This window comes from Aeromonas bestiarum (assembly GCF_028751155.1).
GTDB lineage: Bacteria > Pseudomonadota > Gammaproteobacteria > Enterobacterales > Aeromonadaceae > Aeromonas > Aeromonas bestiarum.
Genome location: NZ_CP064746.1, coordinates 371,187 through 396,965, shown reverse-complemented (window position 1 = coordinate 396,965; position 25,779 = coordinate 371,187). Strand labels below are relative to the sequence as shown.

At 60.1% G+C, this 25,779-nt stretch carries 21 protein-coding genes and 1 riboswitch; of the genes, 7 read left to right on the top strand and 14 right to left on the bottom strand.

The genetic code is table 11. The features are described from left to right. Positions 1-334 precede the first annotated feature (334 nt). The 3 genes from IU367_RS01895 to IU367_RS01885 all read left to right on the top strand — a co-directional run bounded on the left by IU367_RS01895 (position 335) and on the right by IU367_RS01885 (position 1,722). Positions 335-652 carry a DUF6968 family protein gene (locus IU367_RS01895; RefSeq protein WP_103471742.1) on the top strand — a complete coding sequence of 106 codons (318 nt, stop codon included), beginning with the start codon at positions 335-337 and terminating at the stop codon, positions 650-652. Between the two features lie 150 nt (positions 653-802). Further along, positions 803-1,216 carry a GNAT family N-acetyltransferase gene (locus tag IU367_RS01890; protein ID WP_274453289.1) on the top strand — a complete coding sequence of 138 codons (414 nt, stop codon included), beginning with the start codon at positions 803-805 and terminating at the stop codon, positions 1,214-1,216. Then, positions 1,213-1,722 (top strand): hypothetical protein, encoded by a 510-nt coding sequence (locus tag IU367_RS01885; RefSeq protein ID WP_274453288.1) that lies wholly within the window; start codon positions 1,213-1,215, stop codon positions 1,720-1,722. The genes IU367_RS01890 and IU367_RS01885 overlap by 4 nt, the downstream gene beginning before the upstream one ends. Before the next feature lie 33 nt (positions 1,723-1,755). On the opposite strand, the gene IU367_RS01880 is transcribed toward IU367_RS01885, so the two are convergent. Further along, the gene (locus tag IU367_RS01880; RefSeq protein ID WP_274453287.1) at positions 1,756-2,337 is read right to left on the bottom strand and encodes a penicillin-binding protein activator LpoB; all 582 of its coding nucleotides are present in this window, start codon (positions 2,335-2,337) and stop codon (positions 1,756-1,758) included. Between the two features lie 237 nt (positions 2,338-2,574). Here IU367_RS01880 and IU367_RS01875 point away from each other — a divergent pair, with 237 nt between their 5' ends. Both IU367_RS01875 and IU367_RS01870 read left to right on the top strand, forming a co-directional pair. Then, positions 2,575-3,207, top strand: coding sequence for a Vat family streptogramin A O-acetyltransferase (locus IU367_RS01875; protein ID WP_274453286.1), 633 nt, complete (start codon positions 2,575-2,577; stop codon positions 3,205-3,207). Positions 3,208-3,493: 286 nt separating this feature from the next. After that, entirely contained in the window at positions 3,494-5,188 is a 1,695-nt protein-coding gene (locus IU367_RS01870; RefSeq protein ID WP_274453285.1) for a retron Ec67 family RNA-directed DNA polymerase/endonuclease, read from the top strand. Positions 5,189-5,955: 767 nt separating this feature from the next. Here the strand turns inward: IU367_RS01870 and IU367_RS01865 are convergent. The 10 genes from IU367_RS01865 to IU367_RS01820 all read right to left on the bottom strand — a co-directional run bounded on the left by IU367_RS01865 (position 5,956) and on the right by IU367_RS01820 (position 16,946). Then, on the bottom strand, positions 5,956-6,495 hold the full coding sequence (locus IU367_RS01865; protein ID WP_274453284.1) for an REP-associated tyrosine transposase: 540 nt from the start codon (positions 6,493-6,495) through the stop codon (positions 5,956-5,958). Positions 6,496-7,101: 606 nt separating this feature from the next. Continuing rightward, entirely contained in the window at positions 7,102-8,286 is a 1,185-nt protein-coding gene (gene thiH / locus IU367_RS01860; RefSeq protein WP_420796500.1) for a 2-iminoacetate synthase ThiH, read from the bottom strand. A 56-nt stretch (positions 8,287-8,342) separates the two neighbouring features. Continuing rightward, entirely contained in the window at positions 8,343-9,110 is a 768-nt protein-coding gene (locus IU367_RS01855) for a thiazole synthase (RefSeq protein WP_131730211.1), read from the bottom strand. Position 9,111: 1 nt separating this feature from the next. Beyond that, a complete protein-coding gene (thiS, locus tag IU367_RS01850; RefSeq protein ID WP_098980943.1) occupies positions 9,112-9,324 on the bottom strand; it encodes a sulfur carrier protein ThiS in 213 nt (70 codons plus the stop codon). Then, positions 9,321-10,094 (bottom strand): HesA/MoeB/ThiF family protein, encoded by a 774-nt coding sequence (locus IU367_RS01845; protein ID WP_274453283.1) that lies wholly within the window; start codon positions 10,092-10,094, stop codon positions 9,321-9,323. The genes thiS and IU367_RS01845 overlap by 4 nt, the downstream gene beginning before the upstream one ends. Continuing rightward, on the bottom strand, positions 10,084-11,658 hold the full coding sequence (gene thiE / locus IU367_RS01840) for a thiamine phosphate synthase (protein ID WP_274453282.1): 1,575 nt from the start codon (positions 11,656-11,658) through the stop codon (positions 10,084-10,086). Before thiE ends, IU367_RS01845 begins: the two co-directional genes overlap by 11 nt. Then, positions 11,655-13,688 (bottom strand): phosphomethylpyrimidine synthase ThiC, encoded by a 2,034-nt coding sequence (gene thiC, locus IU367_RS01835; protein WP_274453281.1) that lies wholly within the window; start codon positions 13,686-13,688, stop codon positions 11,655-11,657. The genes thiE and thiC overlap by 4 nt, the downstream gene beginning before the upstream one ends. A gap of 279 nt (positions 13,689-13,967) precedes the next feature. After that, a riboswitch (TPP riboswitch) is annotated at positions 13,968-14,081 on the bottom strand. A 105-nt stretch (positions 14,082-14,186) separates the two neighbouring features. Then, positions 14,187-15,668: a beta-barrel pore-forming toxin aerolysin gene (gene aerA / locus IU367_RS01830; RefSeq protein ID WP_274453280.1), complete on the bottom strand. Its 1,482-nt coding sequence runs from the start codon at positions 15,666-15,668 to the stop codon at positions 14,187-14,189. A gap of 294 nt (positions 15,669-15,962) precedes the next feature. Next, complete coding sequence (locus IU367_RS01825; RefSeq protein ID WP_241280162.1) at positions 15,963-16,442, bottom strand: hypothetical protein; 480 nt, start codon at positions 16,440-16,442, stop codon at positions 15,963-15,965. 87 nt (positions 16,443-16,529) lie between these two features. Next, the gene (locus IU367_RS01820) at positions 16,530-16,946 is read right to left on the bottom strand and encodes a hypothetical protein (protein WP_043134934.1); all 417 of its coding nucleotides are present in this window, start codon (positions 16,944-16,946) and stop codon (positions 16,530-16,532) included. A gap of 90 nt (positions 16,947-17,036) precedes the next feature. On the opposite strand from IU367_RS01820, the gene IU367_RS01815 reads away from it, so the two are divergent. Next, on the top strand, positions 17,037-17,705 hold the full coding sequence (locus IU367_RS01815) for a response regulator transcription factor (RefSeq protein WP_274453278.1): 669 nt from the start codon (positions 17,037-17,039) through the stop codon (positions 17,703-17,705). Positions 17,706-17,746: 41 nt separating this feature from the next. Continuing rightward, on the top strand, positions 17,747-19,006 hold the full coding sequence (locus tag IU367_RS01810) for a sensor histidine kinase (RefSeq protein WP_274454333.1): 1,260 nt from the start codon (positions 17,747-17,749) through the stop codon (positions 19,004-19,006). A 74-nt stretch (positions 19,007-19,080) separates the two neighbouring features. Here the strand turns inward: IU367_RS01810 and brnQ are convergent, their stop codons facing one another. The 3 genes from brnQ to metH all read right to left on the bottom strand — a co-directional run bounded on the left by brnQ (position 19,081) and on the right by metH (position 25,760). Further along, positions 19,081-20,415: a branched-chain amino acid transport system II carrier protein gene (gene brnQ / locus IU367_RS01805; RefSeq protein WP_274453277.1), complete on the bottom strand. Its 1,335-nt coding sequence runs from the start codon at positions 20,413-20,415 to the stop codon at positions 19,081-19,083. Between the two features lie 514 nt (positions 20,416-20,929). Continuing rightward, on the bottom strand, positions 20,930-21,826 hold the full coding sequence (gene rimK / locus IU367_RS01800; protein WP_043134929.1) for a 30S ribosomal protein S6--L-glutamate ligase: 897 nt from the start codon (positions 21,824-21,826) through the stop codon (positions 20,930-20,932). A 238-nt stretch (positions 21,827-22,064) separates the two neighbouring features. Further along, positions 22,065-25,760: a methionine synthase gene (gene metH / locus IU367_RS01795; RefSeq protein ID WP_274453276.1), complete on the bottom strand. Its 3,696-nt coding sequence runs from the start codon at positions 25,758-25,760 to the stop codon at positions 22,065-22,067. Between the last annotated feature and the right edge of the window lie 19 nt (positions 25,761-25,779).

Here is a 25,779-nt window from a genome sequence, read left to right as displayed (position 1 = left end):
AGACTTGCCACCTGATCCCGATTATCGTACCCAGGCTGGCTCTGGGCCAATAACGGATCCTGTCATTGATGGATATTAATCAATACATTCAAGAAAATAAGATGCGCAGTCAGCTTGGGTCGGATGAGAAACAGGTAACAAGCCAGACTCGTCGGCTGCGGCACGTGGATATTCAAGCCACCTCACAGGCCGTGCGTGCGCAGATTGTTTCCCGCCCTCGCTTCCATTAGGCTGGCCTTCCTGAGTCTGTCTTTGCTGTCTGTCCAGACTCACCATTTCATGCTCATCGCCTTTGCGAAACAGGATTGTGGGCAAGCGGAGAAAGGATATCCAGATGAAGAAGAGCATAGTGACCGCCAAGTTCGAGGCCGTGAGCATCGAAGGCGAGCAAGTAACCCTGAAAATGGCGATCAAGGCGCCGGAGCCGGACCCCAAATCCGCCAGTGGCGACTGGCGCTGCAAGGTGAAGCTGGAGGGGCTGAGCGACAAGACCTTCATCTATGGCGTCGATGCCCTGCAGGCCCTGAGCCTGGCCCTGAAATTCGTCGAAAACGAGCTGCGTGCCTTCTCCGACGCCGGCTGGCAATTCTACCTCCCCGGTTGCCCCGATCAGCCCGTGGATATCGCCGCCTGCTATTTCCCCGAGATTTGACGAACCCCCGGTAGCAACGCCTTTATCTATCTGCTCATCGAAACAGGTCACAGGGCAATGGCGGATGTCCGGTTCCGTGGTCAGAGGGCTTGACTAGCTTGAGTCCAAGCCATTATTTATTGAGGCTATTTTCATGGACCTGGAGCCAATATGCGACTGACCCCACCCCTACCGCCGCAGGATGAGGAGCTCGATGCCCTGCGGATCGGCCTGTCTGGCTACAACACGGACAAGGCGGGCACACACCTGCGCGAGCGGATCGCCAGCTTTATCAAGGATGAACAGGGCAAGGTGCTGGGCGGCATCCTCGCCGATATCAAGTGGGGCTGGCTGCACGTGGACTGGCTCTGGATCGACGAGCGCATCCGCCAGGATGGCTGGGGCGCCCGCCTGCTCGGCGCCATGGAGCAATATGCCCGCGACCAGGGCATCACCCACTTTCATCTGGAAACCACCAGTTTCCAGGCGCTGCCCTTCTACCAGAAACAGGGCTACACCGTCTTTGGCGAACTGCCGGATATGCCGCCGGGGCATATCACCTATTTTCTGAAGAAGCAGGCATGAAGTCACTGTCCCCGCTCACCACTGAGGGCAAGTCAAAACCCAAGCTCATCAGCTGGACCGTGGGTGCACTGTGCCTGTTGCTGACAACAGGCCAAGGTGTCATGGCCCTGTCGCTGCACGATCTGGATCCGGCGTTTGAACGATGTGAGGCGAGCAAGGCCCGGCACAAGCCCGCGTTGCCACCCAAAGAGGATCGTTTCTGGTCGTTGGAGAGGGAACAACAGGCGACCGTGCTTATCTATCTGCATGAGAAGAGCATGGAACGCTGCACCGCCGCAGCGGTGGATGACTTGGCGCTCAAGGCGTTCCATCAGGCTGTCGCGGGAGACCGCACCTTGCTAGATACCTTGATCAAGACAAGCGCCACGACACTCGCGCCTGCCCAGCAGGCACAACTCCAGCAAGTAGGACAGATAGAGCTGGACAGGCTGGCCGCGATGACTGGCTTTGCACATCCCTTCTCGCTGCTCGATTACCTTAACCAGCTTGCACCGGCCAAAGAGTGAAGGGCTGACAAACTTGCCAGCCCTTCGGCATCGTCAGTGGCTGGCGGAGCGGCTGCCGTTCCAGAGCAGCTCGCCACTGCGCAGCTCCATCAGGCTCATGGTGAGCCGATAGCGACTCCCCTCGGACACCAGATCCCCATAGAGCATGTAACCCGCCCCTGTCTGGCGGCCGAGCCGCACCAGGGATGCCGGGTTCATGCCCCCCTGCTGATACTCGAGCTGCCCCGTGATGGCGGCGACCTGACCGGGATCGACGAAGCGAAAACCGCTTTTGGACTGGATCCGCTTGCTCATGGCCGCCGCCATGGTGCGGGTATCGAGCTCGTCATTGGTGCCGTCTCGGGGCGGGGTGAGCAGCAGCACGGGATTGCCGCTCTTCACCAGCTCCCGCACCTCGGGGGCCTGCACGAAGGCATCCGCCATGGCCAGCGCCAGCCCGGTCGGGGCCACCGGCTTGGGCAGGGGCGCCCCGGCATCCGGCTTGGTAACAGGTTTGTCCGGCTGGCTCACTGGCTGGTCCGGTTCACTGACCGGGGCCTGAGTGCCGTCGTAGGGATTGACCGCACAGCCGCCCAGCAGCAGGGCGCTCAGCATGAGCAGGTGACGCATCTTCATCTTGTTCTCTCCGCCAAAAGTCCGTAGGACGGACTTCACCAAAAGCCCGTGGCGGAGCCCTTGCCCCGCATCGGCTCCATGCTAGAGACAAACCCGCCCCGGGTCGATACGCCAGATGACACGGGACGACAGAGCCTGGCCAACCCGCACCCGGCCGGTGCTGCACCACAAAAAGGTGGTAGACCGCCATCAACTTCCTTTACGGTATTGTGCTGACAGATTCGAAAGGAGAGCACCTTGCACGGACCCGATCCCGCCAACCCCCACCCCATGAAGGGCTTCCCCCAGGTGTGCTTTATCAAGAACACCATCAAGGGGCCCAATATCGAAGTGGGCGATTACAGCTATTACGACGACCCGGAAGACTCGGCAGGCTTTGAGCGCAACGTCCTCTATCACTTCCCCTTCATCGGCGACAAACTGGTCATCGGCAAGTTCTGCGCCATCGCCCGCGGGGTCAAGTTCATCATGAACGGTGCCAACCACCAGACCTCCGGCTTCTCCACCTACCCCTTCTTTATCTTCGGCAACGGCTGGGAGAGCGCAGCCCCCGCACCGGGCACGCTTCCTTACAAGGGGGATACGGTGATTGGCAACGATGTCTGGATAGGCTATGACGCGCTTATCATGCCGGGCGTCAAGGTCGGCAACGGCGCCATCATCGCCGCCCGCTCCGTGGTCACCGGCGACGTACCCGCCTACGCCGTTGTCGGCGGCAACCCAGCCAGGGTGATCCGCTACCGCTTCGACGACGACACCATAGCCCGCCTCAACACCCTCGCCTGGTGGAATTGGCCGGTGGAGCAGATCAGCCAGAATTTGCAGTTGATTGGCGGCGGGGATATTTACGCTTTAGAGCATGTGGGTTAATCAAAGGAAAATTAATTTCAATTTAAAAATCACCCTTAAAAAACTGAACTAAACATATCTATGAAAAGAGCATTTTGAACTCTATCACAGATCAAAGAAATTACAGTTTATAATGTAATCCTCCTTCGCTATCCTTTCCCTTGGCTTATGGGCAGATTTTTGACTTTGTTTCGGAGTCTGTGAAAAAAATGTCCGTTGGACTGCCCCCTAAGCGATATCAGCACCACGCTGAGATGTCGCGCGCTTGCGTAGGAGTGCCCATAAGCCACTATCTACGGAGGAATCTGTGTCCATCCTAATAAATCTACAAAATGCTCAAACAAAAAAAGATTTGGCAGACATTTTAGATATAAACACTTCAACACTTACCAACGCTTTATATAGGAAGAAAGTTTCAAGTTTATATGCAAAATTTAAAATACCCAAAAAAAAAGGTGGTGAAAGGACTATTTGCGCACCTCAAAGAGAATTAAAGATAATACAAAAAAAGCTATCTTTAATGTTGCAAGACTGTCTAGAACAAATAACAAAACAACATGAGCACAGTTCTAATCTCTCCCATGGATTTATGAGAGAAAAATCTATATATACAAATGCGACATGTCATAAAAACAAAAATAACGTATTAAATATAGACTTGAAGGATTTTTTTGATTGCTTTAACTTTGGCAGAGTTAGAGGTTTCTTTATTAAAAATAGAAACTTTGATCTTCATCCAGATATTGCGACAGTAATAGCGCAAATAGCTTGCCACAACAATTCGTTACCTCAAGGTAGTCCTTGCTCACCAATTATAAGTAACCTAATCACACATTCCTTAGATATTAGACTTTCTCAATTAGCGAGTAGACATTCATGTTTTTATACTCGATATGCTGACGATATTACATTTTCAACAAGAGAGTGTATCTTTCCAACATCGCTGGCTAGAATTGAGAACGATGAATACGTAATAGGAAAAAAACTAAGACAAGAAATTCTCCGTTCTGGCTTTGAGATAAATTCAACCAAAACCAGAATTCAATATCGTTCATCACGTCAAGATGTCACTGGCCTGATAGTGAACAAGAAGGTTAATGTAAAAAAAGAATATTGGAAAAGCGTTAGATCAAAATGTGAATCTCTTTTTAGAACAGGATCTTACTACATACTTGATGACAGTGAAGAAGAAAAAAAAGGTACATTATCGCAACTGTATGGCCAACTAAACTTTATTGATCAAATTGATTACTTAAACAAAATAAAAAAACCGATACAAACAAATCCATTATATGTATTGGCAAGGCATGGAAACAATAAGGCGCCACTGTTCAGTAGCAGGGAAAAAACCTTCAGCAGATTTCTATTTTACAAGAGTTTTTATGGTAATGAGAAGACAACAGTCGTCTGTGAAGGAAAAACCGACATCATATACCTTCGCTGCGCGATAAAATCATTACATAAATCATATCCATCGCTAGTAGACAAAGATGGTTTAGCTAATTTTGAATTTTTCAAATACACAAGGAGAACAAAATATCTTCTATCACTACATGGAGGAACTCCATATTTATCTGATTTTATAAAAAACTATCGAGAAAATTACTCTAGCTATCAAGCACCTGGGCCAAAACAACCAACGATAATCATACTTGATAACGATGATGGTCTTCCAAAAATCATCGGTAGTCTTCAAAAGGAAGGTCAATGCCGACTAGTAACTTCAGATGGTGAAACCACTTTAAATGGTATATCTTCATTAAAAAAATCACTCTATGCACACGTCTGTTGTAACTTATATCTTCTTATAGTCCCAAATATAAAGAAAGATGATGCATCTATAGAAGATCTATTTGACGACTCTGTACTTGATGTCAAACTTGGCGGAAAAAGCTTTACCACTAAAAATGAGTACTCACATGACAAACACTATGGAAAGAACATATTCGCAACAGCAGTTGTCGAAAAAAAACAAAGAAAGTATAGATTTCTCCGGTTTTAACCATGTTTTTGAGACCATAGAGAAAATTAAAACGGATTACTCGAATATTTGTAGGGCCGATAGTGTGAAAAAACTAAAAATAAAAACTACTTAACGTTTTTTGGTTATCAGCATTTAAATTTTTTCACAGTTCTGACTAGAGTCAATATTGGGGCACATGTAGTTGAGCCGAACAGCATAGGCTCCGATGACATACGTTGATTCGAAAGATTGGGCGGGCACGATATTGGTTCCCCCTCCAATCCGCCGAGGGGAAGGGGCAAGGTCAGGAGCGCCATCAGGGATGATGGCGCAGACGCAGCCGGCACAGGGATGTGCCGTCTGCGGCGGTCCGTCCGACCTTGCGCCTGACCCGAGGGCAACCGCGTAGCGGTCGGATTGGCGGGGGAGAAGACCTTTGGTGACTTTGGGTCTTTCCAAAGTCACTCGCCCCGGCCCGAAGGGCGGGCGAAACCCCTTCGAGGCCAATGGCCTCGCGTCCTGCACGGTAACACCATGCCCTCTTGCCACAGGCGCGGAGTTTGGCCGAACTCCCTCCCCTATCCCTATCGGCCCAAAAACGATTCCCAGTCCTTGAACACCGGCTGCAACCCCGCCTGCCTGACGGCGGCGGCTACCTCACCCAGCGGGCGAGCATCGTGAATGGCGAACGGCTCCAGTGCCGTAGGGTGCAATGAACGAAGTGAATTGCACCTCAATACACCCAACCACAATATGCCAAAAATGGTGCAATGCGCTCCGCTTATTGCACCCTACGTTAACGCTGTTTATTTATTGTCGTGTGGTACTTCATATTCTGGCATGGCGGTATCTCCCCACGATAATGGATACCTGCCCTGCTGAACCCAGCGATGGAAGGTGGAATAAGGCCAATCTCGCGGGGCTGTCACCAATCCATGTTTGACGGGGTTGATATGTATGTAATCGAGGTGATGATTGAAATCTTCTTGATCCCGGATCAAATGTTCCCAATAACGCCTCTGCCAAATACCCCGCTCACCACGATTCCAACGAGATTCTGAGCGAGCCTCTGAATTGGGGATTGCTCGCGAAAACTTGCTCTTGATTCGGCGCCAGCGTAGCGGAAAGTTGGTATCCCCTTGCGGCAGCTCCAGCAAGGCATGTAGATGTTCAGGCAAGACAACCCAGCCGTGGATCCGGAATGGATGGCGCTCTTGCACCTCTCTGACAACCTGTCTGAGCAGATCAATCCGCTCGGTCAGCAGATGGTTATTATGGCGATCGGCCAAGACCACCGTAAAAAACCAGGTTCCCCCCGGTTGCCATGCCCGCCTGTAATCTGCCATCCAGCCCCCCTATCATCAGCCATGGAGATAAATGTGGCTCAAATAACAGGAATCTGTAGGGTGCAATGAACAACGTGAATTGCACCGCTTACCATGGCAAGCTTGTTGGCGGTGCAATGCGCTTCGCTTATTGCACCCTACAATTGCCCTGATGTTATGGCGGGCGCGGTCTTGGTTCCCCCTCCAATCCGCCGAGGGGAAGGGGCAAGGTCAGGAGCGCCATCAGGGATGATGGTGCAGACGCAGCCGGCACAGGGATGTGCCGTCTGCGGCGGTCCGTCCGACCTTGCACCTGACCCGAGGGCAACCGCGTAGCGGTCGGATTGGCGGGGGTGGCCTTTCTTTTGGTGACTTTTCTTTGGCCACGCAAAGAAAAGTTACTCGCCCAAGCCCGAAGGGCGGGCGAAACCCCTTCGAGGCCAGCGGCCTCGCGTCCTGCACGGCAAGGCCGTGCCATTTCCCCCGTAACTCGGAACGGACGATTACGCCTGACGGCTAATCGACCCTACGACGGCACGGCGACGCCGTGCCATCAGGCTTGCCACAGGCAGCGGAATCCAGCCGCCATGCCGGGCAGCTACCCAGCCAAGGGGGGCCTGGCCGCCCCTATCGGCCCAAAAACGCCTCCCAGTCCTTGAACACCGGCTGCAACCCAGCCTGCCTGACGGCATCGGCTACCTCACCGAGGGATCTGTCGTCGTGGATGGCAAACTGCTCCAGCTCCTCCTTGTCCCCTTCCGCATAACCGCCCGGCTGGGTGCGCGATTCCGCCGACATCTGGGTGATGCCGAGGCGCAGGGCGCCGTTGCGAAACGCAGGGGATTCCCGGGTCGACAGCGACAACTCCAGAGTTGGCGAGAAGAGGCGCCAGGCGCAGATGAGCTGCACCAGTTGCCTGTCCGACATCACCACCTCGGGCTGCAGGCCGCCGGTGCAGGGACGCAGGCGCGGGAAGGAGAGCGAATAGCGGCTCTGCCAGTGGTGGCGCTCAAGCCAGCTCAGGTGCTCGGCCACGAAATAGCTGTCGATGCGCCAATCAGATGAGAGGCCGATCAGCGCCCCCAACCCTATCTTGTCGATGCCGGCCCTGCCCAGCCGCTCCGGGGTGGCGAGCCGCCACTCTATGTCCTGCTTGTTGCCGCGCAGGTGATGGCGGGCGTAACTGGGGGCGTGATAGGTCTCCTGATAGACCATGACGGCATCCAGCCCCAGGGTCTTGAGCTCGGCGTAATCGGCCTGCGACAGGGGCTGCACCTCCATCGCCAACGCGCTGAAATGGCGGCGGATCTGCGGCAGCTGCTCACGAAAATAGGCCATGCCCACCTTGCTCTCGTGCTCGCCTGTCACCAGCAGCACGCTGTCGAAGCCGCGCGCCTTGATGGCCAGACATTCCCGCTCAATCTCATCGCTATTCAAGGTCTTGCGCTTCAAGCGATTGCTCATGGAGAAGCCGCAGTAGGAGCAGTCGTTGGCACAGAGGTTCGACAGATAGAGGGGCACATAGAAGCCCACCGTATTGCCGAAACGCTGGCGGGTGAGGCGCTCCGCCAGCTCCGCCATCCGGGGCAGGAAGGGCTCGGCGGCCGGGGAGATCAGCGCCATAAAGTCCTGCAGGGTGCGGCGCGGATTGGCCAGCGCCAGCTCGACATCCCGGGTCGTCTTGGCACGGATCTGCATGCCGATATCGTCCCACTCCAGCTCGCGCCAGCGCTCGACAAAGCTTGCTTCCTTTGTCTCAGCTGCGGCCCTCACCCCCTCTCCCACAGGCAGAGGGGAGCGGATCCCATCCATCTCGGGAATCGGGGCGAGAGAGGCCATCACCACCGAGTCTTGCCCAGTGCTCAGGCTCATAAGGCCTCCAGAAAATCGGTAAGCGGGCTGGAGGCGCTGGCTTGCAGACCGCGCGCGCCGAGGCCCGCCTCATAGGCGCTGCGACCGGCCTCGCAGGCGAGCGCGAAGGCGCGGCCCATGGCGACCGGATCCCGGCTCACGGCGATGGCGGTGTTGACCAGCACGGCGTCGGCACCCAGCTCAAAGGCGGCGGCGGCGTGGCTCGGCGCACCTATCCCCGCATCCACCACCACGGGCACCCGCGCCTGTTCGATGATGATGGCGAGGAAATCCCGGGTCACCAGCCCCTGATTGGAGCCGATGGGGGCGCCGAGCGGCATGACGGCGGCGCAGCCCACCTCTTCGAGCCGCTTGCAGAGCACGGGATCGGCCCCGCAGTAGGGCAGCACCACGAAACCCTCTTTCACCAGCTGTTCGGCCGCCTTGAGGGTCTCTATGGGATCGGGCAGCAGATATTTGGGATCGGGGTGGATCTCGAGTTTCAGCCAGTTTGTACCGAGCGCCTCCCGGGCCAGATGGGCGGCAAACACCGCCTCGGCGGCCGTCTTGGCGCCCGAGGTGTTGGGCAGCAGCTTGACCCCGAGTTTGAGCAGCGGGGTGAGGATATCGTCGTGGCGCTTGCCGGGTTCGAGGCGCTTGATGGCCATGGTCACCAGCCGGGAGCCGCTTGCTTCGATGGCGGCCGCCATCAGATCCGGGCGGGCAAACTTGCCTGTGCCGGTAAAGAGACGGGACGAAAATTCATGGTCGGCTATGGTCAGCATCTCAGCCTCCGGCGATGGCAGTGAAAAGGTGGATCTGGTCCCCGTCATTGAGTCGGGTGTCTGGCCAGCGGCTGCGGGGCAGCACGGCGCCGTTGAGGGCCACCGCCACCCCTTGCGGGGCTACCTCGCGGGCCGCCAGCAGCTCGGCCACGCTGATCTGGTTATCCGGGCTGGTCGTCAGCACCAGCTCGCTGTCGTTCAATCGGATCTTCATTGCGCATCCTCCATGGGCTGGGCAAGGGTGACGCTGCCGCACACAGGGCAGGCGGGATCGGGGGACAACCCCAGGGTCTGCCACTCGTGGGTCAGGGCATCGAAACGGCGCAGGGTTCCCGCAACCGGGCTGGGTTTGCCCAGCAGCAGACGCAGGGCTTCCAGCGCCTGCAAGGCGCCCATCACCCCCACCAAGGGGCCTGTGACGCCGCTGCTCTGGCAGCTCTCCGTGATGCGGGTATCCAGCGGATAGAGGCAGGCGTAGCAGGCCTGTTCGGGGGTGGCTCGCACCATCAGCTGACCCTGCCAGCCGACGGCGGCGGCCGAGATCCAGGGCTTGTTATGAGCCACGCAGACGGCGTTGATGGCGTGACGGCTGGCCAGGTTGTCGCAGCAGTCGACAACCAGATCCACCTCGGCCACGAAGGCTGGCAGGCTCTGCTCATCGAGCCGCTGATTGATGGCAATCAGCTCCACATGGGGGTTGTGGGTCGCCAACCGCTCGCGGGCCAGCTCGGCCTTGGAGCGATTGACCGCCTCGGAATCGAACAGGATCTGGCGCGGCAGGTTGCTGGAATCCACCACGTCGCCGTCGGCGAGCCACAAGGTGCCCACCCCGGCTCCGGCCAGATAGAGCGCCAACGGCGAGCCGAGCCCACCGAGGCCGACGATCAGCACGGATGCCTCTTTCAGCCTCGCCTGCCCCGCCTCGCCGATTTCGCTCAGCATCAGCTGCCTGCCGTAGCGCAGGTATTCAGCATCAGAGAGCATGATCGGCCTCCTGCTGCGTGATGGCCTGATGGGTAAGCGCAGAGCAGGGCTCATCCCCCGCTCCCACGGCCGCCAGCAGCCGCTCGGTCGCCCCCTGCCAGTCGTCGCTGGCCGTGATGGCAGAGACCAGGGCAATGCTGCCCACCCCGCTTGCCTGCACCGCAGCCACCCTATCCTCGCCGATGCCGCCGATGGCGACCGTCGGCCAGTCGCACATGAGTGCCCGGTAGCGTTGCAGCCGCACCAGCCCCTGCGGGCGGGACGGCATCTGCTTGGTATTGGTGGGGAAGATATGACCCAGCGCTATATAGGAAGGGGCCAGCTCCCGGGCCCGCATCAGCTCGAAGTAGCCGTGGGTGGAGAGACCGAGGCGCAGGCCGGCGGCCTGGATGGCGGCGAGATCCGCCGTCTCCATGTCCTCCTGCCCCAGATGCACGCCCCAGGCACCGGCGGCTATGGCCTGCTGCCAATGGTCGTTGATAAAGAGCCTCGCACCAAAGCGGCGACCGAGCGCCACCGCCTCGGCTATCGCTGGCGCAACCTGGGCGGCGGGCAGGTTCTTGATGCGCAGCTGGATGGTCTTGACCCCGGCCCCCAGCAGGCGCCTGAGCCACTTGACCGAATCCACCACAGGATAGAGGCCGAGCCGATGTTCGGTTTGGGCGAAGGGGCCATCCGGCAGGCGAGCCTCGCTGGCGGGATAGAGACCAAAACGGCGATCCAGGCTCGACCCCGCCAATACGGCGCGGGGAAAGTGCGCGAGACTGGTCGGCCAGCCGAGATGGGCTATGGGGCCCGGGCCGGCCCCCACCCCTTGCGCCCCTGCCAAGCCTTGCTGCAGGTAGGCGCGCGCCAGCGTGATGGCGTCATCGACCGGGTGATCCTGCGCCACCACGGCGGCAATGGCGCTGGCATAACAACAACCGGTGCCGTGGCCGTGGCGGGTGTCGAGGCGTGGCGCCCCTAGCCAGAACTCGCGGTGCTCGTCCTGGTAGTAATCGAGGCAGAGCTCGTCGCTCCAGCCCAGATGGCCGCCCTTGACCAGCACGGCGCGGGCGCCGAGTTCCCGCAGTCGCGCCGCCCCCGCCCGCACCAGCTCAGGGCTGCTGGCGGGAATGCCGGTCAGCGCCTCCAGCTCGGGGCCATTGGGGGTGATGAGGGAGAGGCGCGGCAGCAGCTGCTCACGCACCGCCGCCAGCATATTGGCTTCGGCCATGGGGGTGCCCGTGCTGGCAATCGCCACCGGGTCGTAGACCACAAAAGGCGCTGCCAGAGTATCGAGCCGCCGGGCCAACACCTCCACATGGAGCCGGGTCGGCAGCAGGCCTATCTTGATGGCCGCCGCCGGCAGATCGACGCCGAGGGCGTCGATCTGGGCGCAGAAGGTCTGCATCAGCACTGGGTCGACCATCTTCACCGCCACCGAATTCTGGGCCGTGATGGCGGAGATGACGGAGCAGCCGTGTACACCCAGGCTGTGCAATGTGTGCAGATCGGCCTGAATACCGGCGCCGCCCCCCGAGTCGGAACCGGCTATGGTCCAGACTATGGGTCGGCTGTTCATGCCTCCTCCCGCGCCGGTTTGAGGGCCGCCGCCTGATGGTAGAGTTCGCTCCCCTTCTCCTTGAAGGTCTCAGCCATGCGACTCATGCCGCTTTCCACCTCGGCCACCACCCGCTCCTGCTGGCCATCCATGCCCACCAGCTTCACCTCGACCGCTTCCAGGCTGGCCGCATAGTCGCGCACGTCCTGGGTGATCTTCATGGAGCAGAACTTGGGGCCGCACATGGAGCAGAAGTGCGCCACCTTGCCGGACTCCTGGGGCAGAGTCTCGTCGTGGTAGGCGCGGGCGGTTTCGGGATCCAGCGCCAGATTGAACTGATCCTCCCAGCGGAACTCGAAGCGCGCCTTGGACATGGCGTTGTCGCGGATCTGGGCGCCCGGGTGACCCTTGGCGAGATCCGCGGCGTGGGCGGCGATCTTGTAGGTGATGAGGCCTTGCTTCACGTCCTCCTTGTTCGGCAGCCCCAGGTGCTCCTTGGGGGTAACGTAGCAGAGCATGGCGCAGCCGTACCAGCCGATCATGGCGGCGCCTATGCCGGAGGTGAAGTGATCGTAGCCGGGGGCTATGTCTGTGGTGAGCGGGCCCAACGTATAGAAGGGCGCCTCGTGGCAGTGTTCCAGCTGCTCCGTCATGTTGCGCTCTATCATGTGCATGGGCACATGGCCCGGCCCCTCGATCATCACCTGGACGTCGTACTCCCAGGCGATCTTGGTCAGCTCGCCCAGGGTGTACAGCTCGGCGAACTGGGCTTCGTCGTTGGCATCATAGACTGAGCCGGGACGCAGGCCGTCGCCGAGCGACAAGGCCACGTCATAGGCGGCGCACAGCTCGCAGATCTCGCGAAAATGCTGGTAGAGGAAGTTCTCCTTGTGGTGCGATAGGCACCACTTGGCCATGATGCTGCCGCCGCGTGAGACGATGCCGGTGAGGCGCTTGGCGGTCATGGGCACGTAGCGCAGCAAGACGCCGGCATGGATGGTGAAGTAATCCACCCCCTGCTCGGCCTGTTCGAGCAGGGTGTCGCGGAACAGCTCCCAGGTGAGGTCTTCGGCGATGCCGTTGGTCTTCTCCAAGGCCTGATAGATGGGCACGGTACCGATGGGGACCGGGCTGTTGCGCAGGATCCACTCGCGGGTCTCGTGGATGTTGCGACCGGTGGAGAGATCCATGACGGTGTCGGCGCCCCAGCGGGTCGACCACACCAGCTTCTCCACCTCCTCTTCGATGCTGGAGCTGACCGCCGAGTTGCCTATGTTGGCGTTGATCTTCACCAGGAAGTTGCGGCCTATGATCATGGGCTCGGTTTCCGGGTGGTTGACGTTGTTGGGGATGATGGCGCGGCCGGCAGCCACCTCATCGCGCACGAACTCGGGGGTGATGTTCTCGGGCAGGCGGGCGCCGAAACCCTGACCCGGATGCTGGCGCAGCAGCAGCTCGGATCGCACCCGCTCGCGGCCCATGTTCTCGCGGATGGCGATAAATTCCATCTCCGGGGTGACCAGCCCCTGGCGGGCATAGTGTAGCTGGGTCACCCGGCGGCCCGGCTTGGCGCGGCGGGGCTTGGGCAAGTTATCGAAACGCAGGTGATCCAGCCCCTCGTCGGCGAGGCGCTCCTGAGTGAAGGCGGAGCTGAGACCAGAGAGCTCTTCGGTATCTCCCCGCTCCAGCACCCAGCCTTGCCGCAGACGCGGCAGACCGAGACGCACGTCGATGACCGCATGCTCATCGCCATAGGCACCCGAGGTGTCATAGACGGGGACGGGCTCGTTGGCTTCGAACTGCGGGCTCTCCTTGCTGCCGCCGACCAGGGTGTCGGCCAGGGTGATTTCACGCAGCCCCACCCGGATATCGGGGCGAGAACCTTCGATGAAGATGCGGCTGGAGTTGGGGTGGGCCATCCCCTTGAGGTTGTCGATAAAGCGCTGGGCGCTGGCGCGCTGCTCGCGACGGCTGGGGGCTGGCTTGCGCTGTTCGGAAACAGCCTGCTCGGATACGGCCTGTTCAGTGGCGGATGATACGGAAGTAGACATAGCAAAACTCTCATTAACTGGTTGAAGTTATGGGTGTTTGCTTGTCTGGAGTTCGAGGAGAAGTGATGAACCTGTGGGTGAGTTGTGCCGCAAGAGGGAGCGAGCCCGGGATCTGTTCCTCCCTGCTCTGCTGTCCGGATCCCCCCTTGTCAGGTGGGTCGTACGGCGCCCTCCTGGGCAGACCGGACCGGACAGACTCCCTCTTGTGCGCTCTGACTCATCGAGGAATGGCTCCTCTTGATGAGCGGGAGAGGCTTGTCCCTCCCCCGGCGCGGCAACCCGCAAGTTACCCTTGTTTCCCTTCGCAGGTGCTAGCCTGATCAGGTTCCACGGATCCCGAATTAACGGTCTCAGCCTCGCGTCGTTCGACGGTTGGCACTCCGACAAGATGGCGCCAGTATAAGTGGGGAAATGGAAAGCACAAGCCTTTAACAAGCCCGACCAGTGCAAACAAAAACCGGGCCAGAGGCCCGGTTCCATCACTACAACGCGCTGCCGTTATTGATTGGCAGCAGGGGTCACGCTGAGGCTGACGTTGTTGAAGCCAAGCCCGGAGAGCTCTTGCGCATCGAGCGGGATCTCCAGCCTCAGGCCCTGACCAGCGCCGTCCACACTGCGAGCACGACGCACCTTGCTGTCAGCCGCGAGCGGCACGGGAGCACCGATCTCGATGTTGCCGGCAAACTGGCTCTCGGCACTGAAATCACCGGTGATCCCCGCCCGCACCGGGCGCAGCACTCTGGCCAGGTTGTTCTGCATGGTAGACAGACCGTTCTGCTGTATGGTCCAGTTCCAGTCCCACCACTTCACTTCACCCGGGATGTAACGCTTGTCCCACTGGTAGCGAATGCTGCTCGCCTTGTCCTTGTACGGGCCTATGACGAAGGTGTGGTTCCAGTTCGGACGGTTGTCCGGATGGGTATACCAGGCGTTGCCGCCCCAGCGCAGGAAGCCGCTCAGGGTCAGGTCATAGCTGACATCGGCCTTGAACTCATAGGGGTAGGAGATGTCGGCCTTGTAGAGCTCGATCTTCACCGGGATCTTGGAGCGGGCCGGCACAGTCGGTCGCACGGACTGAGACAGGGAGGTGGTGGTCGAGCCCCCGTTCTGGGACGCCCAGGACTGGTTGGCAGCAATCTCGATGGAGAGTTCGGTTTCCCCCACCAGTGGCCACTTGAACTTGTTCTTGGTGGTCACCTTCTCGCTCAGGCCATAGGTGTTGGTCTTGGACCAGTTGGTGGCTGTGTCGTAACGCAGGGTGACATCATAACCGGATTGGGGGGTGTCGCTGTCGTTGACTGCCCAGCCCACCACTGTCTTGACCAGCTGGCGGTCGGACTGGGTGACATCGCCATGCTTGAAGCTGTCGGGATCCAGGTTATAGGCGAAGTTGCTGACCTTGATGGCGGTCTTGTCACCACAGCGATAGCCGTCACAGCCGCCGTCATTGTTGCCACGGATCACCCAGCCATCGCCATCACGGGTCACATCCATGTCTTCACCGACATATTGGCTGTGATTGCCGCCCACCCAGGCATAACCGAGGTAATGGGCCAGATAGCTGGTTGGTTTGATGAAATTCGCACTGTCATGTACCAGTCGCCACTGCACATCGACTTCGTCACCATCTGGAATATCCAGGGCAGACAGCGTTGGTATTTCACCGGTAACAGGATTGGTCGGATAACACCAGGTATTGGACGCTGCCCCTGGTTTTATTTCACCGTTATAACCCGGCCCCATAATGACCCAACCGTTGGCCAGCCCGCTTATTTGCCATTGTCCCATCATGCCGACAATATTGCTTTTAACACTCTGGGCTTCTTCTCGATTGACGGGGCGATACTTGTCGCCACAGACCCCTTGGCCCAATGAAAACAAGCGAAGCTGGTCTGGATAGACGGGCTCAGCCGCTTGCGCCTGTGCCATCAGCAGGCCGGATATGATTAATGACAAGCCAGTTATTTTTAATTTTTGCATAGCAACCCCAATATATTGAACATTGACATGCATTCACCAACCTTATATATCAGCGGGTGGCATGTGAGTACGACAATATCAGTCATATTAATCTCAATATGCGATCCAACCCACATTTTAATATGCACAATATATTAACAAAATCATAAATTGAACTTCATTCGATATTGATTGATATAATATCAGAGTACTCACTCTATTATTTTATTCGTCACTTAATCATCTTTTGGAATATAGATAAAAAGATATTTCTAATTTAGCAAAATAAATATTAAGCGTTTGGCTGCATGATCCTTATTCCGGTTCATCCTCGGGGTTGGGGATCAGGATCTCGGTTACCCGACCCGTTTCATCGCGGCTCAGCACCAATTGGCGACCCGGTTGCAGATCGGCGGGACCGCCGTTGAGCCAGCGGGTGCCGGCATCGAAGGTGATTGTGCCCAACCCCTGCAATTGCAGCGAGTGACCGGCCACCGCAAGCAAGGGGGCCTGTGCCCGTCGCCAGTGAACGGCCGCAGCTGACTCGGGCGCGAGATCTGTGCGGCGAATATGCTCGGCGACCCCGTCACGACTGAGGATGGCGAGCCGCATGCCGGGTCTGAGCTCGCCTGTGTGGCGAACCCCGCTCAGGCGTGCACTGCCCAGTTCCAGTTCAGCGCCCTGAAATTGCAGGCGAATGCCGTCGTTGTGTTCCAGTTCCACCAGCCAGAGCTCGCCATCGGCGGCCAGGGTGCAGAGCGGCAGTGCCAGCAACAGAAGGGAGGTGCGCGTCATAGCAATAAGCCCATGGTCAAACTCGTGTTGAGGTTTAACTATGGATCTGGGCAGGCCATTTTGCCGGTAGACAAATGAAGCTTATATTCAGTCGTCCTCGCGGCAGCGGCTCAACCGCATGCCGTCAAACTTGCACTCCAGCTCCAGCCAGCGGCCTTCGAACGGGGCCAGGCTGTCATCCGAGGTGACATATCCCCAGATACGCCCCTGTGCGACCGGCCCTTCCAGCTCCATCTCATCGTCCTCCTCCAGCGCCTCCACTTCGCGGATCACCCTCAGCTCGCCCTCCATCACCCCTTCCAGATCGACCCAGGTGCCACCGAGATCGTCCTCGCTCAGCCCGTCCTTGAAGCGGGTCCCTTCATCGAGCACGAAGGGAATGCCGTTGACCATCAGCTGGCCCAGCTGCCAGGTGGTGCGGCCGGTCAACTTGAACTCGGCCGACTGCGCGGTACCAAGTGGCAACAAGATAAACAGCAAGAGCGCGCAGAGAGACTTCTTCATCGGGGATCCTCGGGGTTACACTGCCACACAGAATGGCTTGTCCGGTGTGAGACGAGCGTGAAATGCCGGTCAAAACCAGGAGATCAAAACATGAAAATACTGGTGGTGGAAGACAATCCCCAGGTAGCGGAAACCATCATGGATTACCTGGAGCTGGCCGGGCACAGGATGGACTGTGCCTATCACGGTCAGGCAGCGCTGCAACTGCTGGCGCAGCAGCGCTTCGACGTCATCATAATGGACGTCATGATGCCACGCCTGGATGGTCTGAGCACGGTAGAGCGGCTGAGAGCCGATGGGGTATCGACTCCAGTGCTGTTTCTCACCGCCCGCGACAGCCTGGATGACAAGCTGGCGGGCTTTCGGGCCGGTGGCGATGACTATCTGGTCAAGCCCTTCGCCATGGAGGAGCTGGAAGTGCGGCTGCAGGCGCTGGCCCTGCGCGGCCCCCGCTGCGACATGGGGGCGCTGTGCGTGGGCGAGCTGACGCTGGATCCGGCCAGTGGCCGCGCCACCCGCGCCGGGGTCGAGCTCAAGCTCGGCAAGATCCCGTTCCAGATCCTCACCCTGCTGGTGCGTCGCGCCCCCCATCTGGTGAGCCGTCAGGAGGTGCTCGACACCGTCTGGGGCGATGAAGAGCCCGACTCCGACGCCCTGCGCAGCCACATCTATGCCCTGCGCAACGCCCTCGACAAACCCTTTGCCACCCCCATGCTGGAAACCCTGCACGGTCAGGGCTATCGGCTGGTGACCCCATGACCAAACCCGGAGGCCATGAGCCATCCCCATCGGGTGACTCAATGGGCCAGCCTGCCGAAGGCCTTGACCAGACACGGCCAGATGCCCAGGACAGCCTGCCCAGCCTGCGCCGTCGCCTGATCCTGACCCTGAGCGGGGCTGGCATGCTGCTGCTGATCATCATCAGCCTGCTGATGGTGGTGGCCGAAGACAAGATGGAGGAGCTGAGCCTGCGTCACTGGCTGGAAGCCGAGGTGACCCGCTACAACGATGACTGGCTGCGGCTCGGCGTGGCGGCCCCCGCCCCCAGCCCGCGTCAGTTCTCCAGCTACTGGACCCAGGCTGGCCGGCTGCCCGCCTGGCTCAAGCCCTATCAGAGCCCGGGCTTCTACGAACATGTGCTGGGGGATGAAGACAAGCACTTCCTGGTGCGGCTCCATCCGTCCGGCGAGGGGCTGCTCTACCTGGTATTCAACGATGATGCCGACGACTACCTTGATCCCTATGAAGACCAGCTGCATCTGGCGACCCGGCTGATCGGGCTGGCCCTGCTGCTCGCCTGCATCGGCTTCGGCATCTGGCTGGTGCGCCACATCACGCGCCCCCTTGAGCGATTGCGTCAACGGGTGGCTCATCTCACGCCGGATCAGGCGGATTTCGTACCCGACGCCCCCTGGCAGGAGCTGCGAGACATAGAGCTGGCGCTGCTGACCGGCAAGCACGAGGTGGCCGCCGTGTTCGCCCGCGAACAGGAGTTCAGCCGCTTCGCCAGCCACGAGCTGCGCACCCCCAACATGGTGATCCAGGGGTCCGCCGCCCTGCTTGGCAAGGTGACTGACCTGCCGGCTCCAGCCGCCCGCGCCACCCTGCGCATTCGCGCCGCCGCCGACGAGATGGCACTGCTCACCGAGACCTTCCTGCTGCTGGGCCGCAAGGAGGCGGTGGAGCGTCCCCCACAACGGGTAGCCCCACTGATCCAGCAGGAGCTGGCGCGCCTGGCCCCTCTGTTGCAGCGGGAGACGCTGGACATCCGGCTGCATCTGGACGAGGAGAGCGAGGTGAACGCCCCCCTCTCATTGCTCGCCATCGCGCTCGGCAACCTGCTCAAGAACGCCCTCAGCTATGCCGAGGGACACATAGAGATCGAGCTGTGCGGGCCCCTGCTCACCATCAGCAACCCGACGGCGGCCGCGCCGGATCAGATCCTGGGCTATGGCTGCGGCCTCACCATCATCCAGCGCATCTGCGAGAAGCTGGGCTGGCAGATAGAGACCCGGCTGGAGGACGGCATCTTCAGCGCCAGACTGGCGATGATGGTGTGAAAACAACAAGGCGCCCGAGGGCGCCTTGTTCATTGTTTCCGCCACCAAAACCGGCCAAGAGGCCGGTTTTGCATTCAGGCCAGGCCCTTACTGACAGGCGCCACCTGTGGGCGACCCTGCAGGCGATCCCAGAGGGCCGCCAGCAGCAGGGCACACAGCGAGGGCGGCAGCCAGGCCAGCCCCTGCTCGTTCAGGGGCAGGGCCAGGCTCCAGGCCGGCAGCAGGTCGGCCAGGGCCGAGGCCTTGAGCCCGTCGATCAGGCCGAACAGCATGCTGATCAGCATGACAGGCCCCACCACCCGGGTGCCGTTGCCCCACCAGCGCAGGGTGAAACTCAGCACCACCAGCACTATGCAGGGGGGATAGATGGCGGTCAGTACCGGCACCGAGAGCTGGATCAGGTGGCTCAGCCCCAGGTTCGAGACCAGCATGGAGAAGCCCCCCAGCAGCAACACCAGGGTGCGGTAGGAGAGCGGCAGGTACTGGGCGAAGAACTCGGCGCAGGCGCAGGTCAGGCCGACGGCCGTCACCAGACAGGCGATGAAGATGAGCAGCGCCAGGAAGCCGCTGCCCATGCTGCCAAAGGTGTGCTGGACGTAGGCGTGCAGGATCTCGGCGCCATTCTGGGCATGGGGCACAAGTTCACCGCTCACCGAGCCCAAGCGGAACAGGCTGAGGTAGACCAGGGTCAAGCCCATCCCGGCGATGAGGCCGGCCAGTATGGTGTAACGGGTGAGCAACTTGGCGCTGCTCACCCCGCGCGAGCGGGCCGCATTGACGATGACGATGCCAAACACCATGGCCCCCAGTGTGTCCATGGTGAGGTAGCCATTGACGAAGCCGTTGGAGAAAGGCTGATGCTGGTAGCTCTCGATGGCAGGGATGGCAGAACCGGCAGGCCACAACAGAACGGCGAGGCCCAGCGCCGCCAGCGCCAGGATCTTGATCGGCGCCAGCACGTGGCCCACTGTGTCGAGCAGCCGGCCCGGGTAGAGGGAGATGCCGATCACCAGGCTGAAGTAGACCAGGCTGTAGATCAGCAAGGCCGAGCCATCATCGCCAAACAGGGGCGCCAGCCCCACCTCGTAGGAGACGGTCGCCGTACGCGGGGTGGCAAACAGCGGCCCCACGGCCAGATAGCAGACGGTGGCGAGCAGCAGCCCGGCCTTGCGGCCGATGGGCGCACTCAGGGCATCCACGCCGCCCCCCACCTTGGCCAGCGCCACCACTGTGAGCACCGGCAGACCGACCGCCGTCAGCAGGAAGCCGGCGGCGGCGCTCCACACCAGCTCACCAGCCTGCAATCCGACCATGGGCGGGAATATGATGTTGCCTGCGCCGACGAAGAGCGCGAAGGTCATGAAGCCCAGAGCTACTATGTCTCTGGATGTTAATTTTTGGTTATTCATGCTGCGTAGTCTGCCTATGACAAGGTAAAATCATGACGGAAGTCGGCGCGAATGGCGTATTCGTGCAAGAAATCCGCAGATAGTTTTATTAAATTTTTATGTTCCGCGACGTGCGAAGGGCGCCAAGTAGAGCGTTTGTGCCACCTGGAGGCAAGTGCGGCACCGCAATCCAGTCACTTCATCCAGAAAATAATTAAGCATTGGTGTTTGATCGTGAGGTGGTGCAATTTTGCAACAGATGATAACGCAAGCATGAGCGTCATTTGCAACCCTACCTTGCCGCTCGTTCCGCCGGCCAGGGCCTCCTGGAACCCTCCTTCTCGCGCAGCGCCATGACCTTCTCCACCCCCTCTTGCTCGACCCCTCGGCAACCTGATTGAGGGGGGTGTTGAGCTGCACCGACGGCCAGATCGGGCTCACCCTGGCGGCCCGGCCCCTCACCCGAGCGGCGAGCCAAAAAACGACGAGGCGCCCGAAGGCGCCTCGTCTGTTCCAACCATTCCGGTTGCTGCACTCATTCGGCAGGCTTGTTCTTGCGGCTCGCCTTGAGTTCGAGGAACTCGATGATCTTGCCCGCCACATCCTTGCCGGAGGCCGCTTCCACCCCCTGCAGGCCGGGGGAGGAGTTTACCTCCAGCACCAATGGGCCACGGGCACTGCGCAGAATATCCACCCCGGCCACATCCAGCCCCATGATCTTGGCGGCCTGCACCGCAGTCGCGCGCTCTTCCGGGCTTATCTTGATCGCCTCGGCGGTACCGCCACGGTGCAGGTTGGAGCGAAACTCCCCCGGCTGGGCCTGACGACGCATGGCCGCCACCACCTTGCCATTGACCACCAGACAACGAATGTCGGCGCCGTTGGCCTCGCGGATATACTCCTGCACCAGAATGTTGTTGTTGGTCTGGATAAAGGCCTCGATCACGCTCTCGGCGGCCTTCTGGGTCTCGCACAGCACAACGCCTATCCCCTGGGTTCCCTCCAGCAGCTTCACCACCAGCGGCGCGCCCCCCACCATGGTGATGAGATCCGGCACATCGTGGGTGCTGTGGGCATAACCCGTGATGGGCAGACCTATGCCGTGGCGCGACAGCAACTGCATGGCCCGCAGCTTGTCACGGGAACGGGAGATGGCCACCGAACTGTTGAGGGCCATGGTGTTCATCATCTCGAACTGGCGCAGCACGGCGGTGCCGTAAAAGGTGATGCTGGCGCCGATGCGCGGGATGACGGCGTCGTAACTCTCCAGCTCGCGTCCTTCGTAGTGAATGGAGGGGCTGTGGGAGGCAATATTCATGTAGCAGCGCAGGGTGTCGAGCACCTCTACCTGATGACCGCGCGCCTGTGCCACCTCGACCAGACGGCGGGTGGAATAGTTTCTGGGCTCACGGGATAAAATGGCGATCTTCATGAAAATTCCGCTAGAAGGCAGTGCCTGGGCAGGATGGGGCGGGAGAGTATAAGGTGCCACAGCGCCAAGACAACGCCAATTGTTTCTCCTGACAACAAGACAAACCACACAGAACTGCACACTGCAATCCCGTTGTCACCGATATGTCAAACGGCGGCCCTAAGCTGGTCTGTCCACCAGCCCAAGGATGCCGCCGTTTCTCGTCAAAGATCAACCCGTGTCACGGAGAGATCACCCTTCAGTTCAGGTTTGGCCCCAGCCAGCGCTCGGCTTCCACCAACGTCATGCCCTTGCGCACGGCATAGTCTTCCACCTGATCCTGCTGGATCTGCGCCACCGCGAAGTATTTGCTGTCGGGGTGGGAGAAGTACCAGCCCGACACGGCCGCGCCCGGCCACATGGCGTAGGACTCGGTGAGCTTCATGCCGATGGCCTGCTCCACCCCCAGCAGCTCCCAGATGCTGCCCTTCTCGGTGTGCTCGGGGCAAGCCGGATAACCCGGCGCCGGACGTATGCCGCGGTAGTTCTCGCGAATAAGCTCCTCATTGGACAGCGCCTCATCCTGGGCATAGCCCCAGTGCACTTTACGCACCTGCTCGTGCAGGTACTCGGCGAAGGCCTCAGCGAGACGATCGCACACTGCCTGGATGAGGATGGCGTTGTAGTCATCGTGATCGGCCTTGTAGGCCTGCGCTATGACCTCCTCACCGATGCCGCCGGTCACCGCGAAGGCACCGATCCAGTCCGGTTTGCCGCTCTCTTTCGGTGCCACATAGTCCGCCAGGCAGTAGTTCGGGAAGCCCTGCTTCTCGCTCTGCTGGCGCAGGTGGTGCAGCACCTTGCGCACCTGGGTGCGCGACTCGTCGGTGTAGACCTCTATGCTGTCCCCCACCCCGTTGGCGGGGAACAGGCCTATGATGCCGGCGCAGCGCACGCTTCCATCGCGCTCGAGCTTGTCCAGCATGGCGTTGGCATCGGCAAACAGCTTGGTCGCCTCCTCGCCTATGATCTCGTCTTCCAGGATGCGCGGATACTTGCCCGCCAGCTCCCAGCTGAGGAAAAACGGCGTCCAGTCGATGTAGGGGCGCAGCACCGAAACCGGCACGTCCTCGAAGGTCTGCACGCCGGGCTCCCGGGGCTTGGGCGGCTCATAGCCAACCCAGTCCAGCTGATGGCGGTTGGCGCGGGCGTGGGCCAGGCTGACCGGCTTGGATCTCGGCTGCTTGCGGGCATGCTGATCCCGGGCGACCTCGTACTCCTTGTCGATGCGGGCGACAAACGCAGGCTTGAGCTCAGGGTTCAACAGGCTCTGGGCCACCCCGACGGCGCGCGACGCGTTCGACACATAGACCACGGGCTCAGAGTAGTTCTGCTCTATCTTGACCGCTGTGTGTGCCTTGGAGGTGGTGGCCCCGCCGATCAGCAGCGGCAGCTTGAAGCCCTGGCGCTCCATCTCTTTCGCCACGTGCACCATCTCGTCCAAGGACGGAGTGATCAGGCCCGACAAGCCTATGATATCGGCATTCACCTCGCGGGCGGTCTTGAGAATGGTCTCGCAGGAGACCATGACCCCGAGATCCACTATCTCGTAGTTGTTGCACTGCAACACCACCCCGACGATGTTCTTGCCGATGTCGTGCACGTCGCCCTTGACGGTGGCGAGCACTATCTTGCCGTTGCTGTAACCGCCCTGTTTCTCGGCTTCGATGTAGGGTTGCAGATAGGCGACCGCCCGCTTCATCACTCGTGCCGACTTCACCACCTGGGGCAGGAACATCTTGCCCGCGCCAAACAGATCGCCGACCACATTCATGCCGTCCATCAAGGGCCCTTCGATGACGTGCAGCGGCTTCTCGGCGCCGGCCCGCGCCTCTTCGGTATCCTCCTCTATGAAGTCGGTGAGCCCCTTGACCAGGGCGTGTTCGAGCCGCTTGCCCACGGGCCAGCTGCGCCACTCCTGATCCCGTGGATCCTCCGCCTGGGCACCGGCGCCGCGATACTTCTCGGCGATGGCCAGCAGATCCTCGGTGGCGTTGTTGTTCAGGTTCAGCACCACGGCCTCGACCTTCGCCTTCAGCTCCGCCGGAATGTCTTCGTAGATGGCGAGCTGACCGGCGTTGACTATCCCCATGTCCATGCCGTTCTGGATGGCGTGATAGAGGAAGACGGCGTGGATCGCCTCGCGCACCGGCTCGTTGCCACGAAACGAGAAGGAGACGTTGGAAACGCCGCCGGAGATCATGGCGTAGGGCAGGTGCTGCTTGATGTCCTTCACCGCCTCGATGAAGTCCACCGCGTAGTTGTTGTGCTCGTCGATGCCGGTCGCCACCGCGAAGATGTTCGGGTCGAAGATGATGTCTTCCGGCGGGAAGCCCACCTGATCCACCAGGATCCGGTAGGCGCGCTGGCAGATCTCGAACTTGCGGGCGCGGGTGTCCGCCTGACCTACCTCGTCGAACGCCATGACAATGACGGCGGCGCCATAGCGACGCAGCAGCTTGGCCTGGGCGATGAATTTCTCCTCCCCCTCCTTCATGGAGATGGAGTTGACCACCGGCTTGCCCTGCACGCACTTGAGGCCGGCTTCCAGCACCTCCCACTTGGAGGAGTCGATCATCACGGGCACCCGGGCAATGTCCGGCTCGCCGGCGATCAGGTTCAGGAAGCGCACCATGGCCGCCTCGGCGTCCAGCATCCCCTCGTCCATGTTGATGTCGATGATCTGGGCGCCGCTCTCCACCTGTTGCTTGGCGACATCCAGGGCCTCGTCGTAGAGCCCCTCCTTGATCAGCCGCTTGAACTTGGCCGAACCGGTGACGTTGGTACGCTCCCCCACGTTCACGAACATGGACTCCGCCGTGATGATGAGCGGCTCCAGGCCCGACAGCCGGCAGGCGACCGGCAGCGTTGGCAAGACGCGAGGACGGATACCCGCCACCGCATCGCTCATGGCGCGGATGTGGGTCGGGGTGGTGCCGCAGCAGCCCCCCACCAGGTTGAGGAAGCCGCTCTGGGCCCACTCGCGGATGTGCTCCGCCATCTCGCCTGCGTCCAGATCGTACTCGCCGAACGCGTTGGGCAGGCCGGCGTTGGGGTGGGCGCTGACATGGGTTTCACTGATGCGCGACAGCTCTTCCACATACTGCCGCAGCTCGTCCGGGCCGAGCGCACAGTTGAGACCGAAGGAGATGGGTTTGACGTGGCGAAGCGAATGGTAGAAGGCTTCCGTGGTCTGACCGGAGAGGGTGCGGCCCGAGGCGTCGGTGATGGTGCCGGAGATCATCACCGGCAGGGCATAGCCCAGCTCCTCGAACACCAGATCCACCGCGAAGGCGGCGGCCTTGGCATTGAGGGTATCGAAGATGGTCTCGATCAGAATGATGTCGGCACCCCCTTCGATCAGGGCGTGGGTCGATTCGGTGTAGGCGGCCACCAGCTGGTCATAGGTGACGTTGCGCTTGCCGGGATCGTTCACATCCGGCGAGATGGAGCAGGTGCGGTTGGTGGGGCCCAAAACCCCTGCCACGAAGCGCGGCCTGGTGGGGTCCTTGGCCGTCCACTCGTCCGCCACGGCGCGGGCCAGACGGGCGGCCTCGCGGTTGATCTCGGCGGAGAAGGCTTCCATCTCGTAATCGGCCATGGCGATACGGGTAGCATTGAAGGTGTTGGTCTCGAGGATGTCGGCGCCGGCGGCGCAGTACTGATCGTGGATCTCGCGGATCACCCCGGGCCGGGTCAGCACCAGCAGATCGTTGTTGCCCTTGATGTCGGTGTGCCAGTCGGCAAAGCGCTCGCCCCGATAGTCCGCCTCACCCAGCTTGTAGCCCTGGATCATGGTGCCCATGGCACCGTCGATGATCAGGATCCGTTCCTTGAGACAGGATTCCAGCTTCTTCTTTATGTCCGACTTTTTATTCGACTCTATGCTCGACACCGCTCGTTCCTCTTACATC